A 16,183-nucleotide genomic window follows, 5' to 3' on the forward strand; every position below is an offset into this window, starting at 1 on the left:
CAACTGTGGATAGCTGGAAAGGGTGGAACTATCTGGCATTCATAGTCATGTTTGTTAAAAAATGTCTTAAATCCAATTAGTTTAAACAACTTCATCTTATGAATAGCAGTTCGCGATATTTCGGGAGCGGCCAGCATGCATCGTCGACGATGAACTCGAGTTTGTCAATCTGGTAGCGTATTTCCTCCATCTTCGGTGCCACTGTGTCGTGGTAAGCAATCGCTTTTGCGTGCTCGTCGCCAATCTTGTTAGCCACTTTGCGTGCGTTGACAAGTTCTTCCACCTGGCGTTCTATGGTGGAGGTGCGTTCAGCGATTTCCTCAATGATTTTCACGTTGCGTGCTGAGAGACGCTCTGCCTTGTCGATAGGGAACACAGAGTTCATGTTCTCTACATTCACGAGGAGTTGGCTTTGGTAGCGTGTGGCAACAGGGATGATATGGTTCATTGTCAGGTCGCCAAGCACACGCGCCTCAATCTGTATCTTCTTTGTGTACGTCTCCCATTTCACTTCGTTGCGTGCCTCAAGTTCTTTGCGTGTCATAACTCCAAGGCTTTCAAACATTTCCACACTTTCCTTGTTGAGGTAGTTCTCGAAGATTCGTGGGCAGGATTTCTCTGTGTCAAGTTCGCGGTGTCCCGCCTCCTCGACCCATTCATCGGAATAGCCGTTGCCGTTGAAACGGATAGGCTTGCAGGTTGTGATGTCCTGGCGCAGGATGTCGATGATGGCGTGGAACTTGGCGGTATGTCCTGTACCCTCCGCGAATTTCGGGTCATCGGCAATCTCCTCTATGCGAGTGTCAACACGTTTCTTGAACGACACAAGTGCTTCTGCCACAGCAGAGTTGAGTGCAATCATTGCTGATGCACAGTTCGCTTCTGAGCCCACGGCGCGGAACTCGAAACGGTTGCCGGTGAAGGCGAAAGGAGATGTGCGGTTGCGGTCAGTCTGGTCGATAAGCAGTTCCGGAATCTCCGGGATGTCCATCTTCATGCCCTGTTTCCCGGCCAATGACAACTGGTCGGAGTCTGCACGCTCTATGTGGTCAAGGAATTCCGACACCTGTGTGCCGAGGAATGAGCTGACTATGGCAGGAGGAGCCTCGTTTGCCCCAAGGCGGTGAGCGTTGGTGGCAGACATTATTGACGCTTTCAGCAGTCCGTTATGGCGGTAGACACCCATGAGTGTCTCAACGATGAACACAGCGAAGCGTAGATTCTGTTCCGGTGTTTTTCCCGGTGCGTGGAGAAGTGTGCCTGTGTCGGTCGACAGACTCCAGTTATTATGCTTTCCGGAGCCGTTGATGCCGGCGAAAGGTTTCTCATGGAGGAGTGCGCGGAAGCCATGCTTGCGTGCCACCTTCTTCATGAGTGACATGAGCAGCATGTTATGGTCTACCGCAAGGTTTGTCTCTTCGAAGATAGGAGCAAGCTCAAATTGGTTGGGAGCGACCTCGTTATGACGTGTCTTGCATGGAATGCCAAGCTCCAGAGCCTGTATCTCAAGGTCTTTCATGAAAGCCTGCACACGGTCAGGGATCGTTCCGAAATAATGGTCGTCCATCTGCTGGTTCTTGGCAGAGTCGTGTCCCATGAGTGTGCGTCCTGTCAGCATTAGGTCTGGGCGTGCAGAATAGAGACTGTCATCAACGAGGAAATATTCCTGTTCCCATCCGAGATTGGATGTCACTTTCTTCACTTCAGGGTCAAAGTATCTGCACACTTCCGTTGCCGCCACGTTCACAGCATGGAGTGCGCGGAGCAGTGGAGCCTTGTAGTCGAGAGCCTCCCCACTGTAGCTGATGAATACTGTCGGAATGCACAGTGTGTCATCGATGATGAACACTGGAGATGTCGGATCCCATGCCGAGTAGCCGCGCGCCTCGAAAGTGCTTCGTATTCCTCCGTTAGGGAAAGAACTGGCATCAGGTTCTTGCTGGACAAGCAGTTTTCCTGAAAAATCCTCAACCATGCCTCCCTTGCCGTTGTGTTCAACAAAGGAATCATGTTTCTCCGCCGTGCCTTCCGTCAGTGGCTGGAACCAGTGAGTGTAGTGTGTGACACCATTCTCTTTTGCCCATTGCGCCATGCCTTTAGCCACCTCGTCAGCCACCTCACGCTCCAGTCGCGCCCCATTGTCTATCACGTCAATCATCTTTTCGTAGATAGGTTTGGGCAGGTATTTGTACATTCGTTCACGATTGAACACCTTTCTGCCGAAGTACTCATAAGGTCTTTCCTCAGAAATCTTTACTTCGAGAGGCTTTCTTGAAAGCGCCTCTTTTACCGCATGGAATCTTAAATTTGCCATAATATTGCTATTGTATTATTTGTGTTGTTCAGATGTTTCTATTTCAGCCATTTCCTGATTCTCTCTAAAGCCTCCTCCGTCTGTTCTTTTGAGCCGAAGGCTGTGAATCTGACATATCCCTCGCCTGACGGTCCGAAACCTACTCCCGGTGTGCACACCACATGGGCTCCGTAAAGCAGTTCCTCAAAGAATCGCCATGAGTCAGACCTTTCTGGGACACGCATCCATATGTATGGAGCGTTCTCTCCACCTTGGACGTCAAAGCCCATGTCTTTGAAGGTTGCCAACATCTTTTTGGAGTTTTCCATGTAATAGTCTATTGTCTGGCGCACCTGTCGTTTTCCTTCCGGTGTGTATATAGCCTCTGCTGCACGCTGTGAGAGATAGCTTGTGCCGTTGAACTTTGTGCATTGCCGTCTGTTCCACAGCGGATTAAGAGGGATGCGCCTTCCGTCTAGAGTGGCAGCTGTGAGTTCTTTTGGTACTATGGTGTATCCGCAGCGCACTCCAGTGAATCCTGCTGTCTTGGAATAGCTGTGGAACTCTATGGCACATTTGCGCGCTCCCTTTATCTCGTAGATGCTGTGCGGGATGGAAGGATTCTGGATATATGCCTCATAAGCTGCATCAAAGAATATTATAGCCTCATTCTTCAGGGCGTAGTTCACCCACTTGCGCAACTCTCCTTTTGTCAGTACAGTGCCGGTAGGGTTGTTAGGATAGCAGAGATATATGACATCAACGCGCCTTTCCGGCAATTCCGGAACAAAGTCGTTTTCGGCGTTGCAAGGCATGTAGTAAATATTTGACCATCGTCCGTCTTCTCCTTTCATGCCTGCTCTTCCAATCATAGCGTTTGAGTCTATGTACACAGGGTATATAGGGTCAGTCACAGCGACAGTGTTATCCCAGCGGATAAGCTCCTGTATGTTGCCGGTATCGCTCTTCGCACCGTCGTTAATGAATACCTCATCGATGTCAAGGTGAATGCCACGCGGAAGAAAATCGTTCTTTAGGATAGCTTCCCGCAGGAAATCATATCCCTGTTCCGGTCCGTATCCCCGGAAACCTTGCCGTGTCGCCATCTCGTCTGTTGCCTTATGCAAAGCCTCGATGACAGCCGGGCAGAGAGGTTGAGTGACATCACCAATGCCTAATGATATGACTTCTGCTCCTTTGTGCGTGGCTTTGAAGATATTGACCTTCTTTGCTATGTCTGCGAACAAATAGTTGTTCGGAAGTTTTAGGAAATGCTCGTTAACTAATGCCATATATCTTTTTCCTGTATCAAAAATGAATGTATCCTTCAAAAACAAATTCTGCACCGCCGGTCATATAGACATGGTTGTCTTCCTTGTTCCAGCATATTTGGAGTTCGCCGCCGTCCATGGAGATTGTTGCCGTCCTTCCTGTACGCTTGGTAAGGCATGCTGCGACAGCTGTGGCACAGGCTCCTGTTCCGCAAGCCATTGTGATGCCGCTTCCCCTTTCCCATACTCGCATGCGTATGCTCCCGTCTTCTTGTATCTTGGCAAACTCAATGTTTGCCCTTTCCGGGAACATGCTGTCATGTTCAAGTTGTGGACCGTAATGCTCGATGCTGTCAGTTGTAAGGTCGTCTGTGAAGATTACGAAATGCGGGTTACCCATAGACACAAATGTTCCAAAGATGTTTTTTTCGCTGATTTTCAATGTTGTCTCCTTGCCATTGGCATCTGTATTTGCAAATTGTCTTTCATTATCAAGGACAGGCTCGCCCATATCGACAGTAACATTCTTGACGACCTTGCCTTCTACTGTAAGGTTTAGCACCTTGATGCCTGCAGCAGTGAGAAGTCTGATGCTTGTCTTTTTAGTCAGACCTTTCTCAAAGAGATATTTGCCTATACAGCGTGAGGCATTGCCGCACATCATGGCTTCGGAGCCATCGGCATTGAATATGCGCATCGTGAAATCTGCTTCAGGAATGTCGGCTTTCCCAATCAGCACCAATCCGTCAGAGCCGATACCTTTGTGGCGGTCACTCCATGCGATTGCTGCTTTCTCGGGATTCTTTATATTATATAATGTAGAGTCAACATAAATATAGTCGTTGCCAATCCCATGCATCTTTGTGAAACCTATTTCCTGTGTCATTCTGTTTGGTGTTTCTTTGGATTTGCTTACTGATTGTTTTTATTCCGGATGCAAAGGTAACATATTTTGTAATAAATGAGAAGAAAAATCTTTTGAGATTTACTTTGTTGTTTGATGAAAGTGATAAATCGTAAGATATTCGAGGTGGTCGGTTATGGTTTGTGATGTTTATCTTGCAGAAAAGTTATAATCTGTAACGTCTGTTGTTTGTGTTGATAGAAAAACATTTGAAATGCCGACAAAATGTTTTGGAAATTGATAACTTTGCATCCGAAATGACAGATAAAGCAAAGGTGATATGGTAGAATGTAAGAACAGAGGGCTATACCAAAGCCGGTATGAGCATGACGCTTGCGGAGTAGGTATGGTTGTGAATATCAATGGCGGCAAAAGCCATCAGTTGGTAGATGATGCGCTTCGGATTTTGGAGAATATGCGTCATCGTGGTGCGGAAATCGGTAAAGACGGTGACGGAGCCGGCATTATGATTCAGATTCCGCATGAGTTTATCCTTCTGCAAGGCATCCCGGTGCCGGAGAAAGGGAAATATGGCACAGGAATGGTGTTCCTTCCGAAAGAGAGTGGTGCGCAGCAAGAGATACTGAGCATCATTATTGAAGAGGTGGAGCGTGAAGGACTGCAACTGATGCATCTGCGTTCTGTTCCTACGAACACGGAATGTCTTGGCGAGCGTGCGTTGACAAGCGAGCCGGACATAAAGCAGCTGTTTGTCACAGGTGTGCAGGATGACAAGGTGGACATGTTCCCACGTATCTTGTACACAATAAGGAAGCGTATAGAGAAACGTGTCCATAATAAAGATTTCTACATTTGTTCGTTAAGCAACACAAACATTATTTACAAGGGAATGTTATCATCAATGCAGGTCCGCCTGTACTATCCTGACCTCTCTAATCCTTATCTTACGAGTGGACTGGCATTGGTGCATTCCCGTTTCAGTACAAACACATTCCCCACTTGGTCGCTGGCTCAGCCTTTCCGCCTGTTGGCACACAATGGAGAGATTAACACCATACGTGGCAACCGTGGATGGATGAAGGCACGTGAAAGTGTGTTGTCAAGTGCAGCATTAGGCGATGTCCGTGACACCTCACCAATAGTCCAAGAGGGCATGAGTGACTCTGCCTCTCTTGACAATGTCCTGGAATTCTTTCTTATGTCAGGACTGTCACTGCCACATGCCATGAGTGTGCTTGTGCCGGAGAGTTTCAATGACAAGAACCCTATATCGGAAGATTTGAAAGCCTTTTACGAGTACAATTCCATATTGATGGAACCATGGGATGGTCCTGCCGCGCTCCTGTTCAGTGACGGACGCTTTGCAGGCGGTATGCTTGACAGGAACGGTCTGCGCCCTGCACGCTATACGCTTACTAAAAGTGGCATGATGGTTGTCGCTTCGGAAGTCGGCGTTATGGATTTTGACCCTTCGGAGGTAGCCGGAAAAGGGCGTTTGCAGCCGGGAAAGATACTTCTTGTCGACACTCAGGAAGGAAAGATATACTATGACGGAGAAATCAAGCAACAGTTGGCTTCTGAACATCCGTATCATCAGTGGCTGTCCACGAACTGCATACAGTTGGAGAAACTGAAGAGCGGTCGACATGTGGACAATGCCGTGCCTGATTTGCTGCGTAAGGAAAAGCTCTTCGGATATGGAGATGAGGACATTTCCTCAACGATTATACCAATGGCTGTCAATGGGCAGGAGCCGACAGCATCCATGGGTAATGACACTCCGCTGGCTGTCCTGTCAAGCCGTCCTCAGGTGTTCTTCAACTATTTCAGGCAGCAGTTTGCCCAAGTGACAAACCCTGCGATAGACTCTATCCGTGAGAATCTCGTCATGTCATTGACAGAATATATCGGACGTGTCGGCTCAGGCATACTAAGCCCTGACGAATCAAACTGCAAGATGGTGCGCCTGCCTCATCCTGTCTTGAACAATACACAATTGGACATCCTGTGCAACATACGCTACAAGGGATTCAACACACTTAAACTCTCATTGCGTTTTGAGGACGATATTCGTGAGGCTATTGACCGCTTGTGCAAAGATGCGGAACAAGCGGTAGATGAAGGCTATAACTATATCATCCTTACAGACAGGGGCGAGAGCGGTCCTTTCATTCCGTCTTTGCTGGCGGTTTCTGCTGTTCATCATTATCTTATTTCAGTAGGGAAGCGCGTACAGACTGCTTTGATTGTGGAGAGTGGAGAGATTCGCGAGACAATGCATGCCGCCTTGTTGCTTGGCTATGGAGCTTCCGCCCTGTGCCCTTACATGGTTTTCGCTATATTGGATGACCTTGTAAAGAAAGGAAAGATACAGGAGGACTACTCTACAGCCGAGTCAAACTACATCAAAGCCGTGAAAAAAGGTCTATTCAAGATAATGGCGAAGATGGGAATCTCTACAATCCGAAGCTATCGTGGCGCAAAAATATTCGAGAGCATAGGATTGAGTGAGAGCCTGTTGCGCTCTTATTTCGGGACAGAGACAAGCACAATCGGCGGTGTCGGCTTGGAGAAGATTGCCAATGATGCTGTCTGTTTCAGCGAAAGGCAGAATGACGATGATGTAGGGTTCCTTAAGAATGACGGACAGTTCCATTGGAGGAAAGACGGTATACTTCATGCATGGAATCCTGAGACTATCGCCACATTGCAGTTGGCATGCCGTCGAGGGGACTATAAGAAGTTCAAGGAGTTTTCACGCCTTGTCGATGAAAAGCAGCAGCCGATATTCATCCGTGACTTACTTGATGTGAAGCGCAATCCTATAAGTATCGACGAAGTTGAGTCTGTCTCTGAAATCGTCAGGCATTTTGTGGCAGGTGCCATGTCCTTTGGTGCCTTATCCAAGGAAGCACATGAAGCCATTTGTCTTGCGATGAACCGTTTGGGCGCAAGAAGCAACACCGGCGAGGGAGGCGAGGATGCAGAACGCTTCCATACAAACATTGACGGTGTGAGCCTGTCAAGCAAGACAAAACAGATTGCTTCCGGACGTTTCGGAGTGACGACAGAGTACCTCGTGAATGCAGAGGAATTGCAGATAAAAGTGTCGCAGGGGGCAAAACCGGGCGAAGGTGGACAGCTGCCGGGGTTCAAGGTCAATGAGACCATTGCCAGGACACGCCATTCCATTCCCGGCATTTCGCTGATTTCTCCTCCACCTCATCATGACATTTATTCGATAGAAGATTTGGCGCAACTCATTTTTGACTTGAAGAACGTTAACCCGACCGCTGCCGTCTCCGTGAAACTTGTCGCAGAGAGTGGTGTCGGCACTATTGCCGCCGGCGTGGCAAAGGCGAAAGCTGACCTCATAGTCATCAGCGGTGCGGAGGGAGGAACGGGAGCCAGTCCGGCATCTTCGATGCGTTTTGCCGGCATCTCGCCAGAGATAGGTCTTGCGGAAACACAGCAGACGCTTGTACGCAACGGGCTTCGCGGCGGAACCCGTCTGCAGGTTGACGGTCAGTTGAAGACAGGTCGCGACATCATCCTTATGGCATTGCTTGGTGCTGATGAGTTTGGCTTCGGAACAACGGCGCTTATCGTCCTTGGATGCGTGATGATGCGCAAATGCAACCTCAACACATGCCCTATGGGGGTGGCAACGCAAGACCCACGTCTCCGTAAGCATTTTCTTGGCAAGGCCGACCATTTGGTCAACTATTTCACATTCTTGGCAGAGGAGGTGCGCGAACATCTTGCAGCCATGGGCTTCCGCAGCCTAAAGGAAATTGTAGGTCGTTCCGATTTGATAGAGGTAAAACCTTCCATGCTTGACCTGAGCAGACTGCTTCATAAAGAGGAGGGCGTGCTGAGTTACAGGAATTCTGATGGCTGGAACATTCCTCTCGGCATGCAGCAGACTGTGCTCGACCGGCAGATGGTTGACGCTGCCACTCCGGCGATAGAATGTCAGGAGGAAGTCAATCTTGACTATGTAATCAAGAACACTGACCGCGCTGTCGGGGCAATGCTCTCCGGGAACATTGCCAAGCGATATGGAGGTGCAGGACTGCCTGACGCGACAATCAACGTGAAGTTCAAAGGCTCGGCTGGTCAGTCGTTTGGAGCGTTCCTTGTTAACGGTGTGTCCTTCAAACTCGAAGGTGAGGCTAACGACTATTTTGCCAAAGGACTCTCAGGTGGCCGCATAGCTATTCTTCCTCCCGTCCGTTCGGATTTCGCCGCCGAGGATAACATCATAGCAGGAAACACCGGACTTTACGGCGCGACTTCCGGTGAACTTTACGTCAATGGCAAGGTGGGGGAGCGTTTCGGAGTACGCAACTCCGGTGCCATTGCCGTGATAGAAGGTGCCGGAGACCATTGCTGCGAGTATATGACAGGTGGTCGCATTGTTGTTCTTGGCGAGACGGGCAGAAACTTCGCGGCAGGCATGTCGGGCGGTGTGGCTTATGTCTGGGACAGGCACCACACATTTGATTATTTCTGCAATATGGACATGGTGGAAATCAATCTTGTTGAGGAGACAAGCTATCGCAAGGAACTTCACGAACTCATCCGCCAGCACTATCTTTACACAGGCTCAAAGCTTGCGCGCACAATGCTTGACGATTGGCAGCACTACGTGGAGGACTTCATTCAGGTTGTCCCTATCGAGTACAAGAGGGTGCTGCAGGAAGAGCAGATGCGAAAGCTGCAGAAGAAGATTGCGGACATGCAGCGCGACTATTGAATCCTGTATGATAAAGAAGACCCTCTATGTTTATTGTGCATGTAAGAGTTCTAAAAAAAAGGAAAAAGAAAATATGGGGAAACAGACAGCATTTTTGGATGTGCCTCGCCAAGAAGCAGGTTATCGTCCGATACACGATAGAATACATGATTTCGGAGAAGTAGAGCAGACACTCAACACCGGAGACCGCCGCCGTCAGGCATCGCGCTGTATGGACTGCGGTGTGCCTTTCTGCCATTGGGCATGCCCTTTGGGAAACAAGGCACCGGAATGGAATGATGCCTTGAGCAAAGGCGATTGGGAACTTGCCTACCGTTTGCTCAGCAGCACAAACCCTTTCCCGGAGTTCACAGGACGCATCTGTCCTGCCCTTTGTGAGAAAGCCTGCGTGCTCAATCTCTACGACCATCAGCCGACAACCAATCGCGAGAACGAGGCGGCAATCACAGAGATGGCTTTTCAGGAGGGCTTCATCGATATGCACCTGCCTGAACGCAACGGCAAGCGTGTGGCGGTCATAGGTGGCGGTCCTGCCGGACTTGCAGCAGCCCACGACCTGAACCTTATGGGGTATGCGGTAACGGTTTTTGAGAAGAATGAGGCGGCAGGAGGTCTGTTGCGCTATGGTATTCCGAACTTCAAGCTGAACAAGGAGATTATCGACCGTCGCATAAAGCTCTTGGATCAGGAGGGGATAGAGTTCCGCTACAATGAGGAAGTTGCTCCGGAAGCCGTAGCCGGCGAGTTTGACGCTGTCGTTCTTGCCATGGGAACACCACAGGCACGTGACCTGAATGTTCCGGGACGGGAACTCAAAGGTGTGCATTTCGCCCTTGAGATGCTTGCGCAGCAGAACCGTGTCTTGGCAGGAGCAGAGTTCACAAAGGAAGAGCGTGTCACGGCGGCAGGGAAGAATGTCCTTGTAATCGGCGGTGGCGACACAGGTTCCGACTGTATAGGGACATCCCACCGACAAGGAGCACTGAGCGTGACGCAAATAGAGATTATGCCTCGCCCCGCCGAAGGTCCTGATGACCCGAAGAATCCGTGGCCGCATTTCCCACGCACCTTCAAGACAACATCAAGCCACGAGGAGGGATGCTTGCGGCGTTGGAACATCAACACGCTGGAGTTCGTCAGCGAGGAAGGATGCGTCACAGGTGTGAGGGTGCAGGAGATAGACTGGCAGCCGAATCCGAAAGGCGGGCGTCCGCTTATGGTCGAGAAAGGCGAGCCGGAGGTTATCAAGGCTGAGCTTGTGCTCCTTGCCATGGGATTCCTCAAACCGGAGCATCCGCAGTATCCGGAGAATGTCTTCATCTGTGGTGATGCCGCTTCCGGAACTTCCCTTGTTGTGCGTGCCATGGCGAGCGGCAAGCAAGCGGCATTGCTGGTTGATGAATATCTGAAATTATAGGTGTCCGCTAAAACTCCACAAGTTGTTGTGAAATCAGATTTTCATATGGAATGTTTCGCATAAGATGTGGCGGAGCCACAATCCATATGGTAACTTTACCTTTGCAGTGTCAAATAATATATGTTAAATATATCTATCTTGATAACATAAAAAACCGAGGTTATGTTTACCTTTGTCGTATTAAGGAAGCCAACCTCCCCATGGGGTACACCAATATGGTAACTAGGCTCAGAGCCTTCCGGCGGTTAGGTTATTGGCTTATCGACCGCCTGGTTCCAATGCGCGTCTCCCTTGAGAGTGAGAGGGTAGGCCTTGACCTTTCGCAGCACGATGAGCATTACGGACTGGCGCATATCGATGAGCGCGAGCTTGCCGAGTATGAGGAGCATATACGTGAAAAGAACAAACAATAACATAAAATATGAGCAAATATATCTTTGTGACAGGCGGTGTCGTCTCGTCATTAGGCAAGGGAATAATCTCTGCCTCCATAGGAAAGCTGCTGCAGGCGCGTGGCTTCAGGATTACGATACAGAAGTTTGACCCGTACATAAACATAGACCCGGGTACGCTGAACCCTTACGAGCATGGCGAATGCTATGTCACTTCCGACGGCATGGAGACAGACCTTGACCTCGGACATTACGAGCGTTTCACGGGAATCACCACTACACGCCATAACTCGCAGACAACCGGGCGAATCTACCAATCGGTAATTGAGGCGGAGCGTCGTGGCGATTATCTTGGCAGGACAATACAGGTGGTGCCGCATATCACGGACGAGATAAAGCGCAGGATGAAGTATCTGGAGAAGGACGGTTATGACTTCATCATAACAGAGATAGGCGGAACGATAGGCGACATAGAGTCCGCACCGTTCCTTGAATCCATCCGACAACTGAAATGGGAGCTTGGCAGGGATGCTGTGACGGTTCATCTGACGTATGTCCCTTATCTCAAAGCCGCCGGAGAGCTTAAGACAAAGCCTACACAGCACAGTGTGAAAGAGCTGCAAAGCGTGGGAATACAGCCGGACATCCTTATCCTTCGCACAGAACGGCATCTTGACGACAATCTGCGCCGGAAGGTTGCGGGATTCTGCAATGTCGCTTTGGAGTGCGTGATACAAAGCGAGGACATGCCAAGCATTTACGAGGTTCCTGTCAGCATGCAGCGCCAAGGGCTTGACGCCGCCATTCTCCGTAAAATGGGGATACCTGTCGGTGAGACTCCGGAGCTTGGTCCATGGAACCGGTTCCTTGAGCTTCGCAAGCGCGCAAAGGAGGTTGTGCGCATCGGACTTGTGGGGAAATACGCTTTGCAGGACGCATACAAGAGCATTTGTGAGAGCCTTTCCCATGCTGCCACGTACAATGACAGGAAGGTGGAGATAACCTTCATCGACTCGGAGCATCTTGACATTTCACTGCTGGAGCAGCAGGACGGGCTGGTGATTTGTCCCGGATTCGGGCAGCGAGGGACGAAAGGCAAGATGATTGCCGTCAGATACGCCCGTGAGAATGATGTCCCGTGCTTCGGGATATGCCTTGGAATGCAGATGATGGTCATTGAGTTTGCACGTGACGTCCTTGGGCTGAAAGACGCTGACAGCGCGGAGATGGCGGAGACAAAGAACGCTGTCATTGACCTTATGGCAGGTCAGAAGGGCATTGCAAACCTTGGCGGCACGATGCGCCTTGGTGCTTATGACTGCGAACTGGAGGCAGGGACACGCATGGAGACCGTCTACGGAGAGCGTCTTATCCGTGAGCGCCACCGCCACCGCTATGAGTTCAACAATGACTATCTTGGCAGATTCGAGGATGCCGGAATGAAATGCGTAGGAAAGAATCCTGAGACATCTCTTGTCGAGATTGTTGAAATCCCGGAGTTGCGGTGGTTTGTCGGAACACAATTCCATCCGGAATACCAAAGCACTGTACTTAACCCTCATCCGCTGTTTATGGACTTCATAAAAGCGGCAATAGGGAGATAGGAAAACAGGGGATTCTCTTAAGCCAAACAGAAGGTAACCTTTCGCCATGTGAAAGGTTACACTTTGCCTTGTAAAAGGTTACCTTTGGCAGGGTAAAAGGTTACCCTTGACTATGATAAAGGATAATTACAAGAAATGGAACAACTGAAACATGAGTGCGGCATAGCGATGATTCGCCTTTTGAAGCCGCTGGAATACTACGAAAAGAAGTATGGGACAAGGGCTTACGGTCTGGGAAAGCTCTACCTGATGATGGAGAAGCAGCACAACCGCGGTCAGGAGGGGGCAGGTATTGCCTCTGTCCACCTTGACGCTGTTCCGGGGAAGGAGTACATGTTCCGTGAGAAGGCGCAGGGCAAGGATGCTATAACGGAGATATTCTCGCGTGTCGACGAATCGTTTGCCGGTGAACTCCTTATGGGGCATCTGCGCTATTCGACCACAGGAAATAGTGGGCTGACATTCGTACATCCTTTCCTGCGCCGCAACAATTGGCGTGCGAAGAATCTTTGCCTGTGCGGAAATTTCAACATGACGAACATTGACGAAATCTTCCGCAAACTCACGGCGCAAGGGCAGTTCCCACGCATATACAGTGACTCGTATATAATGCTTGAGCTAATGGGGCACCGGCTTGACCGTGAGGTGGAGCGCAATTTCTCGGCAGCGAAGGCGGAAGGGCTGGAGGGAACAGGGATAACGGACTACATCGATGCGCACATGGAAATCGGTAATGTCTTGGAGACGACAATGAAGGACTTTGACGGAGGCTATGTTGTCTGCGGACTGACAGGTTCCGGAGAACTCTTTGTTATGCGTGACCCGTGGGGCATCCGCCCTGCGTTCTACTATCGTGATGAAGAACTTGTGGCGGTGGCATCCGAATGTCCGGTGCTTCAGACGACATTCAACCTCGATGCGGAGAGCGTGAAGGAACTCGCCCCCGGCTGTTCACTGGCAGTAAGGCGCAATGGTGAGGTAGGCATCTTGGAGATTATGCCGCCGAAGACACTCGCACCATGCAGTTTTGAGAGGATATATTTCAGCCGTGGGAACGACAGGGACATCTACCGTGAGCGAAGATGTCTTGGCGAGCAACTTGTGCCTGCCATAACAGAAGCCTTGGGTGGTGACGTGGACAATACGGTCTTCTCCTTCATTCCAAACACTGCCGAAGTGGCTTATTATGGCATGCTCCACGGATTCATGAGGCAGGGGCATGATGTCCGCTTCGAGAAGATAGCGTGGAAGGACATCAAGCTGCGCACATTCATCACTGGAGATGCTCTGCGCAACGACCTTGCCGCCCATGTCTATGATGTTACCTATGGTGTCGTGCGCCCTTACGAGGACAACCTTGTGGTAATCGATGACTCTATAGTCAGAGGGACAACACTGAGAGAGAGTATCATAAAAATCCTTGACCGTCTGCATCCGAAGAAGATTGTCATTGTCAGCAGTTCACCGCAGATTCGTTATCCCGACTTCTATGGCATAGACATGGCACGAATGGAGGAGTTCATCGCTTTCCGTGCCTGCGTCTCCTTGCTGGAAAGGCGTGGCATGAAGCAGCTCATCGAGGATGTTTACAAACAGTGCATGAAAGAACTTGAGAAGTCTGCATGGGAGCAGTCTCTGCCGGTCAAGGAGCTTTATGCCGCATTCAACGTGGACGAATTGAACGAGGAGATGGTCAGGCTGCTGCGTACGGAGGATGTCTCCACTCCGATTGAGCTTGTCTTCCAAAGCATTGAGGGGCTCCATGCGGCATGCCCCGGACATGGCGGTGACTGGTATTTCACAGGCAACTATCCGACGCCGGGTGGTGTACGCCTGTGCAACCGCGCGTTCGCAAACTGGTTTGAGGAGCATTGTACGGCTTCCGGGGAATAGGCATCATGACAGACTGGATATAATCCCCAATCGGCAATCAGGCATTATGCGGGCTTCAATGGCAACTGCTGTTTATTGTCTGATTGCCGATTCGGGATAACATCTTTGCTTTGGGTTACATAAGTTGAATATTCTGATACGCAGTAACCTGACGGGATGCTGCTCCGTGAGGGAATGGCATTCCGTCTTTTTTGAGGCTTGTTTTACAGCCTGATTAGCATTTGCGGCAGCAAAAAACTGTGCCGTTACTTGGCAACAATAAAAAAATGTGTGAAAAATATTGTGCAAATGGAAATTTATTATTACCTTTGCAATGCATTTGCGGCAGTAGCTCAGTTGGCAGAGCATCAGCTTCCCAAGCTGAGGGTCGCGAGTTCGAGCCTCGTTTGCCGCTCTTTTGTATGAGCATGCCTCTTATGTTTGAGGGGCATGCTCAGTTATTTTTATAGCAGATGATTGGTTTTCTGCCGATTATATGCCTTAGAGTATTCCATAAATAAACAGCACCTTTGTAGCCGGTCTATAAAGGTGCTGTTTTTATGTGAATAGATGTTGAATGGTGTTTGGATTATTCATGACACGGCGCAAAATACGTTAAACTATTGCAGATTGCAGAAATATTATTACTTTTGTATCATATTTTTCCAACAGTCGCATGGGTTAGTTCAATGCAGCGTCAAGGATAATCATCAGCAGGAAGCCGACGGTGAACCCGATAGACCCAAGGTTGGAGTGAGAGCCTTGCGATGCCGCAGGGATAAGTTCCTCCACCACGACATAGAGCATTGCTCCTGCTGCAAAGGCAAGCAGGAAAGGCATGAGCGGAACAACGGCGGAGGCAAGCCATATAGTGAGCAGTGCCGCTGCCGGCTGAACCACACCGCTCAGTACTCCGATGATGAAAGCGCGGTTTTTGGTGTTGCCTGCATCGCGCAAAGGGAGTGAGACGATAGCTCCTTCCGGCACGTTCTGTATGGCAATGCCGACAGACAGTGCGAGTGCCCCTGTCACGGGCAGGCAGGCGTTGCCTTCCGCAACGGCAGCAAACGCCACGCCGATAGCCATTCCCTCCGGAATGTTGTGCAGGATAATGGCAAGTATAAGTTTCCATGTTCGTGACATGTCGCAATTCAGTCCTTCGTCGGAGGAGTCGTTTCCGTGCCGGTGCGGTATGACACTGTCCATAATCAGAAGGAAAGCCACGCCTGCCGCAAATCCCGAAATGGCAGGCATGATGCGGCTCACGCCTTCCCCTCCCGACATGTTCATGGCAGGAATGAGCAGCGACCAGACGGCGGCAGCTATCATCACTCCGGCAGTGAAGCCCATGAATGCTTTTTTCGTAAGCAGTGGTATGGTGTCCTTTATCGTGTAGACAAATGCGGCTCCTATTGTCGTTCCTATGACAGGGATGATAAGTACTGAAAATAATGCGCTCATATAGTTCTCTGTTTTTGGTTTCGAGTACAAAGAGAATGCCAACCGGGTGCAGCAAGAGCTTGCTCTTATTGCCGAGGTGCAGCTTATCTTATGCAAAGATACAGAAAGTTGCCAATAACAGTATAATGTTTTAGGTTTAAATTAAATCAGTTAAAGTTTTTTGTTTTTGATTTGCTTCTGCTGGCGTGTAAGCAAAAATGGGATAAATGCTTGCTATATGTCGGATATACGGGCGTTTTCGTAAATTAA

9 protein-coding genes and 1 tRNA gene are annotated in these 16,183 nt (G+C 49.7%); 6 read left to right on the plus strand and 4 right to left on the minus strand.

Translation table 11 applies throughout. The features are described 5' to 3' along the window. Positions 1-91: 91 nt before the first annotated feature. From E5358_RS13495 to dapF, 3 genes are read right to left on the minus strand one after another with little or no spacing between them, the layout of a single operon-like run. Positions 92-2,314, minus strand: a complete 2,223-nt coding sequence (locus E5358_RS13495) for a glutamine synthetase III family protein (protein ID WP_135940705.1) — start codon at positions 2,312-2,314, stop codon at positions 92-94. Between the two features lie 38 nt (positions 2,315-2,352). Further along, positions 2,353-3,585: an LL-diaminopimelate aminotransferase gene (locus tag E5358_RS13500; RefSeq protein WP_135940706.1), complete on the minus strand. Its 1,233-nt coding sequence runs from the start codon at positions 3,583-3,585 to the stop codon at positions 2,353-2,355. A 16-nt stretch (positions 3,586-3,601) separates the two neighbouring features. Further along, entirely contained in the window at positions 3,602-4,450 is an 849-nt protein-coding gene (gene dapF / locus E5358_RS13505) for a diaminopimelate epimerase (RefSeq protein ID WP_135940707.1), read from the minus strand. A gap of 298 nt (positions 4,451-4,748) precedes the next feature. Here dapF and gltB point away from each other — a divergent pair, with 298 nt between their 5' ends. From gltB to E5358_RS13535, 6 genes are all read left to right on the plus strand, one after another. Beyond that, a complete protein-coding gene (gene gltB / locus E5358_RS13510; RefSeq protein WP_135940708.1) occupies positions 4,749-9,188 on the plus strand; it encodes a glutamate synthase large subunit in 4,440 nt (1,479 codons plus the stop codon). Positions 9,189-9,261: 73 nt separating this feature from the next. After that, entirely contained in the window at positions 9,262-10,605 is a 1,344-nt protein-coding gene (locus E5358_RS13515) for a glutamate synthase subunit beta (RefSeq protein ID WP_135940709.1), read from the plus strand. A gap of 215 nt (positions 10,606-10,820) precedes the next feature. Continuing rightward, complete coding sequence (locus tag E5358_RS13520) at positions 10,821-11,018, plus strand: hypothetical protein (RefSeq protein WP_277821312.1); 198 nt, start codon at positions 10,821-10,823, stop codon at positions 11,016-11,018. Between the two features lie 8 nt (positions 11,019-11,026). After that, entirely contained in the window at positions 11,027-12,601 is a 1,575-nt protein-coding gene (locus tag E5358_RS13525) for a CTP synthase (RefSeq protein WP_135940710.1), read from the plus strand. A gap of 135 nt (positions 12,602-12,736) precedes the next feature. After that, positions 12,737-14,494, plus strand: coding sequence for an amidophosphoribosyltransferase (locus E5358_RS13530; protein WP_135940711.1), 1,758 nt, complete (start codon positions 12,737-12,739; stop codon positions 14,492-14,494). A gap of 321 nt (positions 14,495-14,815) precedes the next feature. Continuing rightward, positions 14,816-14,888: transfer RNA gene (locus tag E5358_RS13535), tRNA-Gly, on the plus strand. A gap of 266 nt (positions 14,889-15,154) precedes the next feature. Here the strand turns inward: E5358_RS13535 and E5358_RS13540 are convergent. Beyond that, positions 15,155-15,934 (minus strand): ZIP family metal transporter, encoded by a 780-nt coding sequence (locus E5358_RS13540; RefSeq protein ID WP_135940712.1) that lies wholly within the window; start codon positions 15,932-15,934, stop codon positions 15,155-15,157. Between the last annotated feature and the right edge of the window lie 249 nt (positions 15,935-16,183).

This window comes from Palleniella muris (genome assembly GCF_004792655.1).
Taxonomy (GTDB): Bacteria; Bacteroidota; Bacteroidia; order Bacteroidales; family Bacteroidaceae; genus Prevotella; species Prevotella muris_A.

What these genes read in the sequence shown, in the direction of transcription:
- E5358_RS13495 (WP_135940705.1), bottom strand. Translation starts at nt 2,314, where the DNA reads ATGGCAAATTTAAGATTCCATGCGGTAAAAGAGGCGCTTTCAAGAAAG.
- E5358_RS13500 (WP_135940706.1), bottom strand. Translation starts at nt 3,585, where the DNA reads ATGGCATTAGTTAACGAGCATTTCCTAAAACTTCCGAACAACTATTTG.
- dapF (WP_135940707.1), bottom strand. Translation starts at nt 4,450, where the DNA reads ATGACACAGGAAATAGGTTTCACAAAGATGCATGGGATTGGCAACGAC.
- gltB (WP_135940708.1), top strand. Translation starts at nt 4,749, where the DNA reads ATGGTAGAATGTAAGAACAGAGGGCTATACCAAAGCCGGTATGAGCAT.
- E5358_RS13515 (WP_135940709.1), top strand. Translation starts at nt 9,262, where the DNA reads ATGGGGAAACAGACAGCATTTTTGGATGTGCCTCGCCAAGAAGCAGGT.
- E5358_RS13520 (WP_277821312.1), top strand. Translation starts at nt 10,821, where the DNA reads ATGGTAACTAGGCTCAGAGCCTTCCGGCGGTTAGGTTATTGGCTTATC.
- E5358_RS13525 (WP_135940710.1), top strand. Translation starts at nt 11,027, where the DNA reads ATGAGCAAATATATCTTTGTGACAGGCGGTGTCGTCTCGTCATTAGGC.
- E5358_RS13530 (WP_135940711.1), top strand. Translation starts at nt 12,737, where the DNA reads ATGGAACAACTGAAACATGAGTGCGGCATAGCGATGATTCGCCTTTTG.
- E5358_RS13540 (WP_135940712.1), bottom strand. Translation starts at nt 15,934, where the DNA reads ATGAGCGCATTATTTTCAGTACTTATCATCCCTGTCATAGGAACGACA.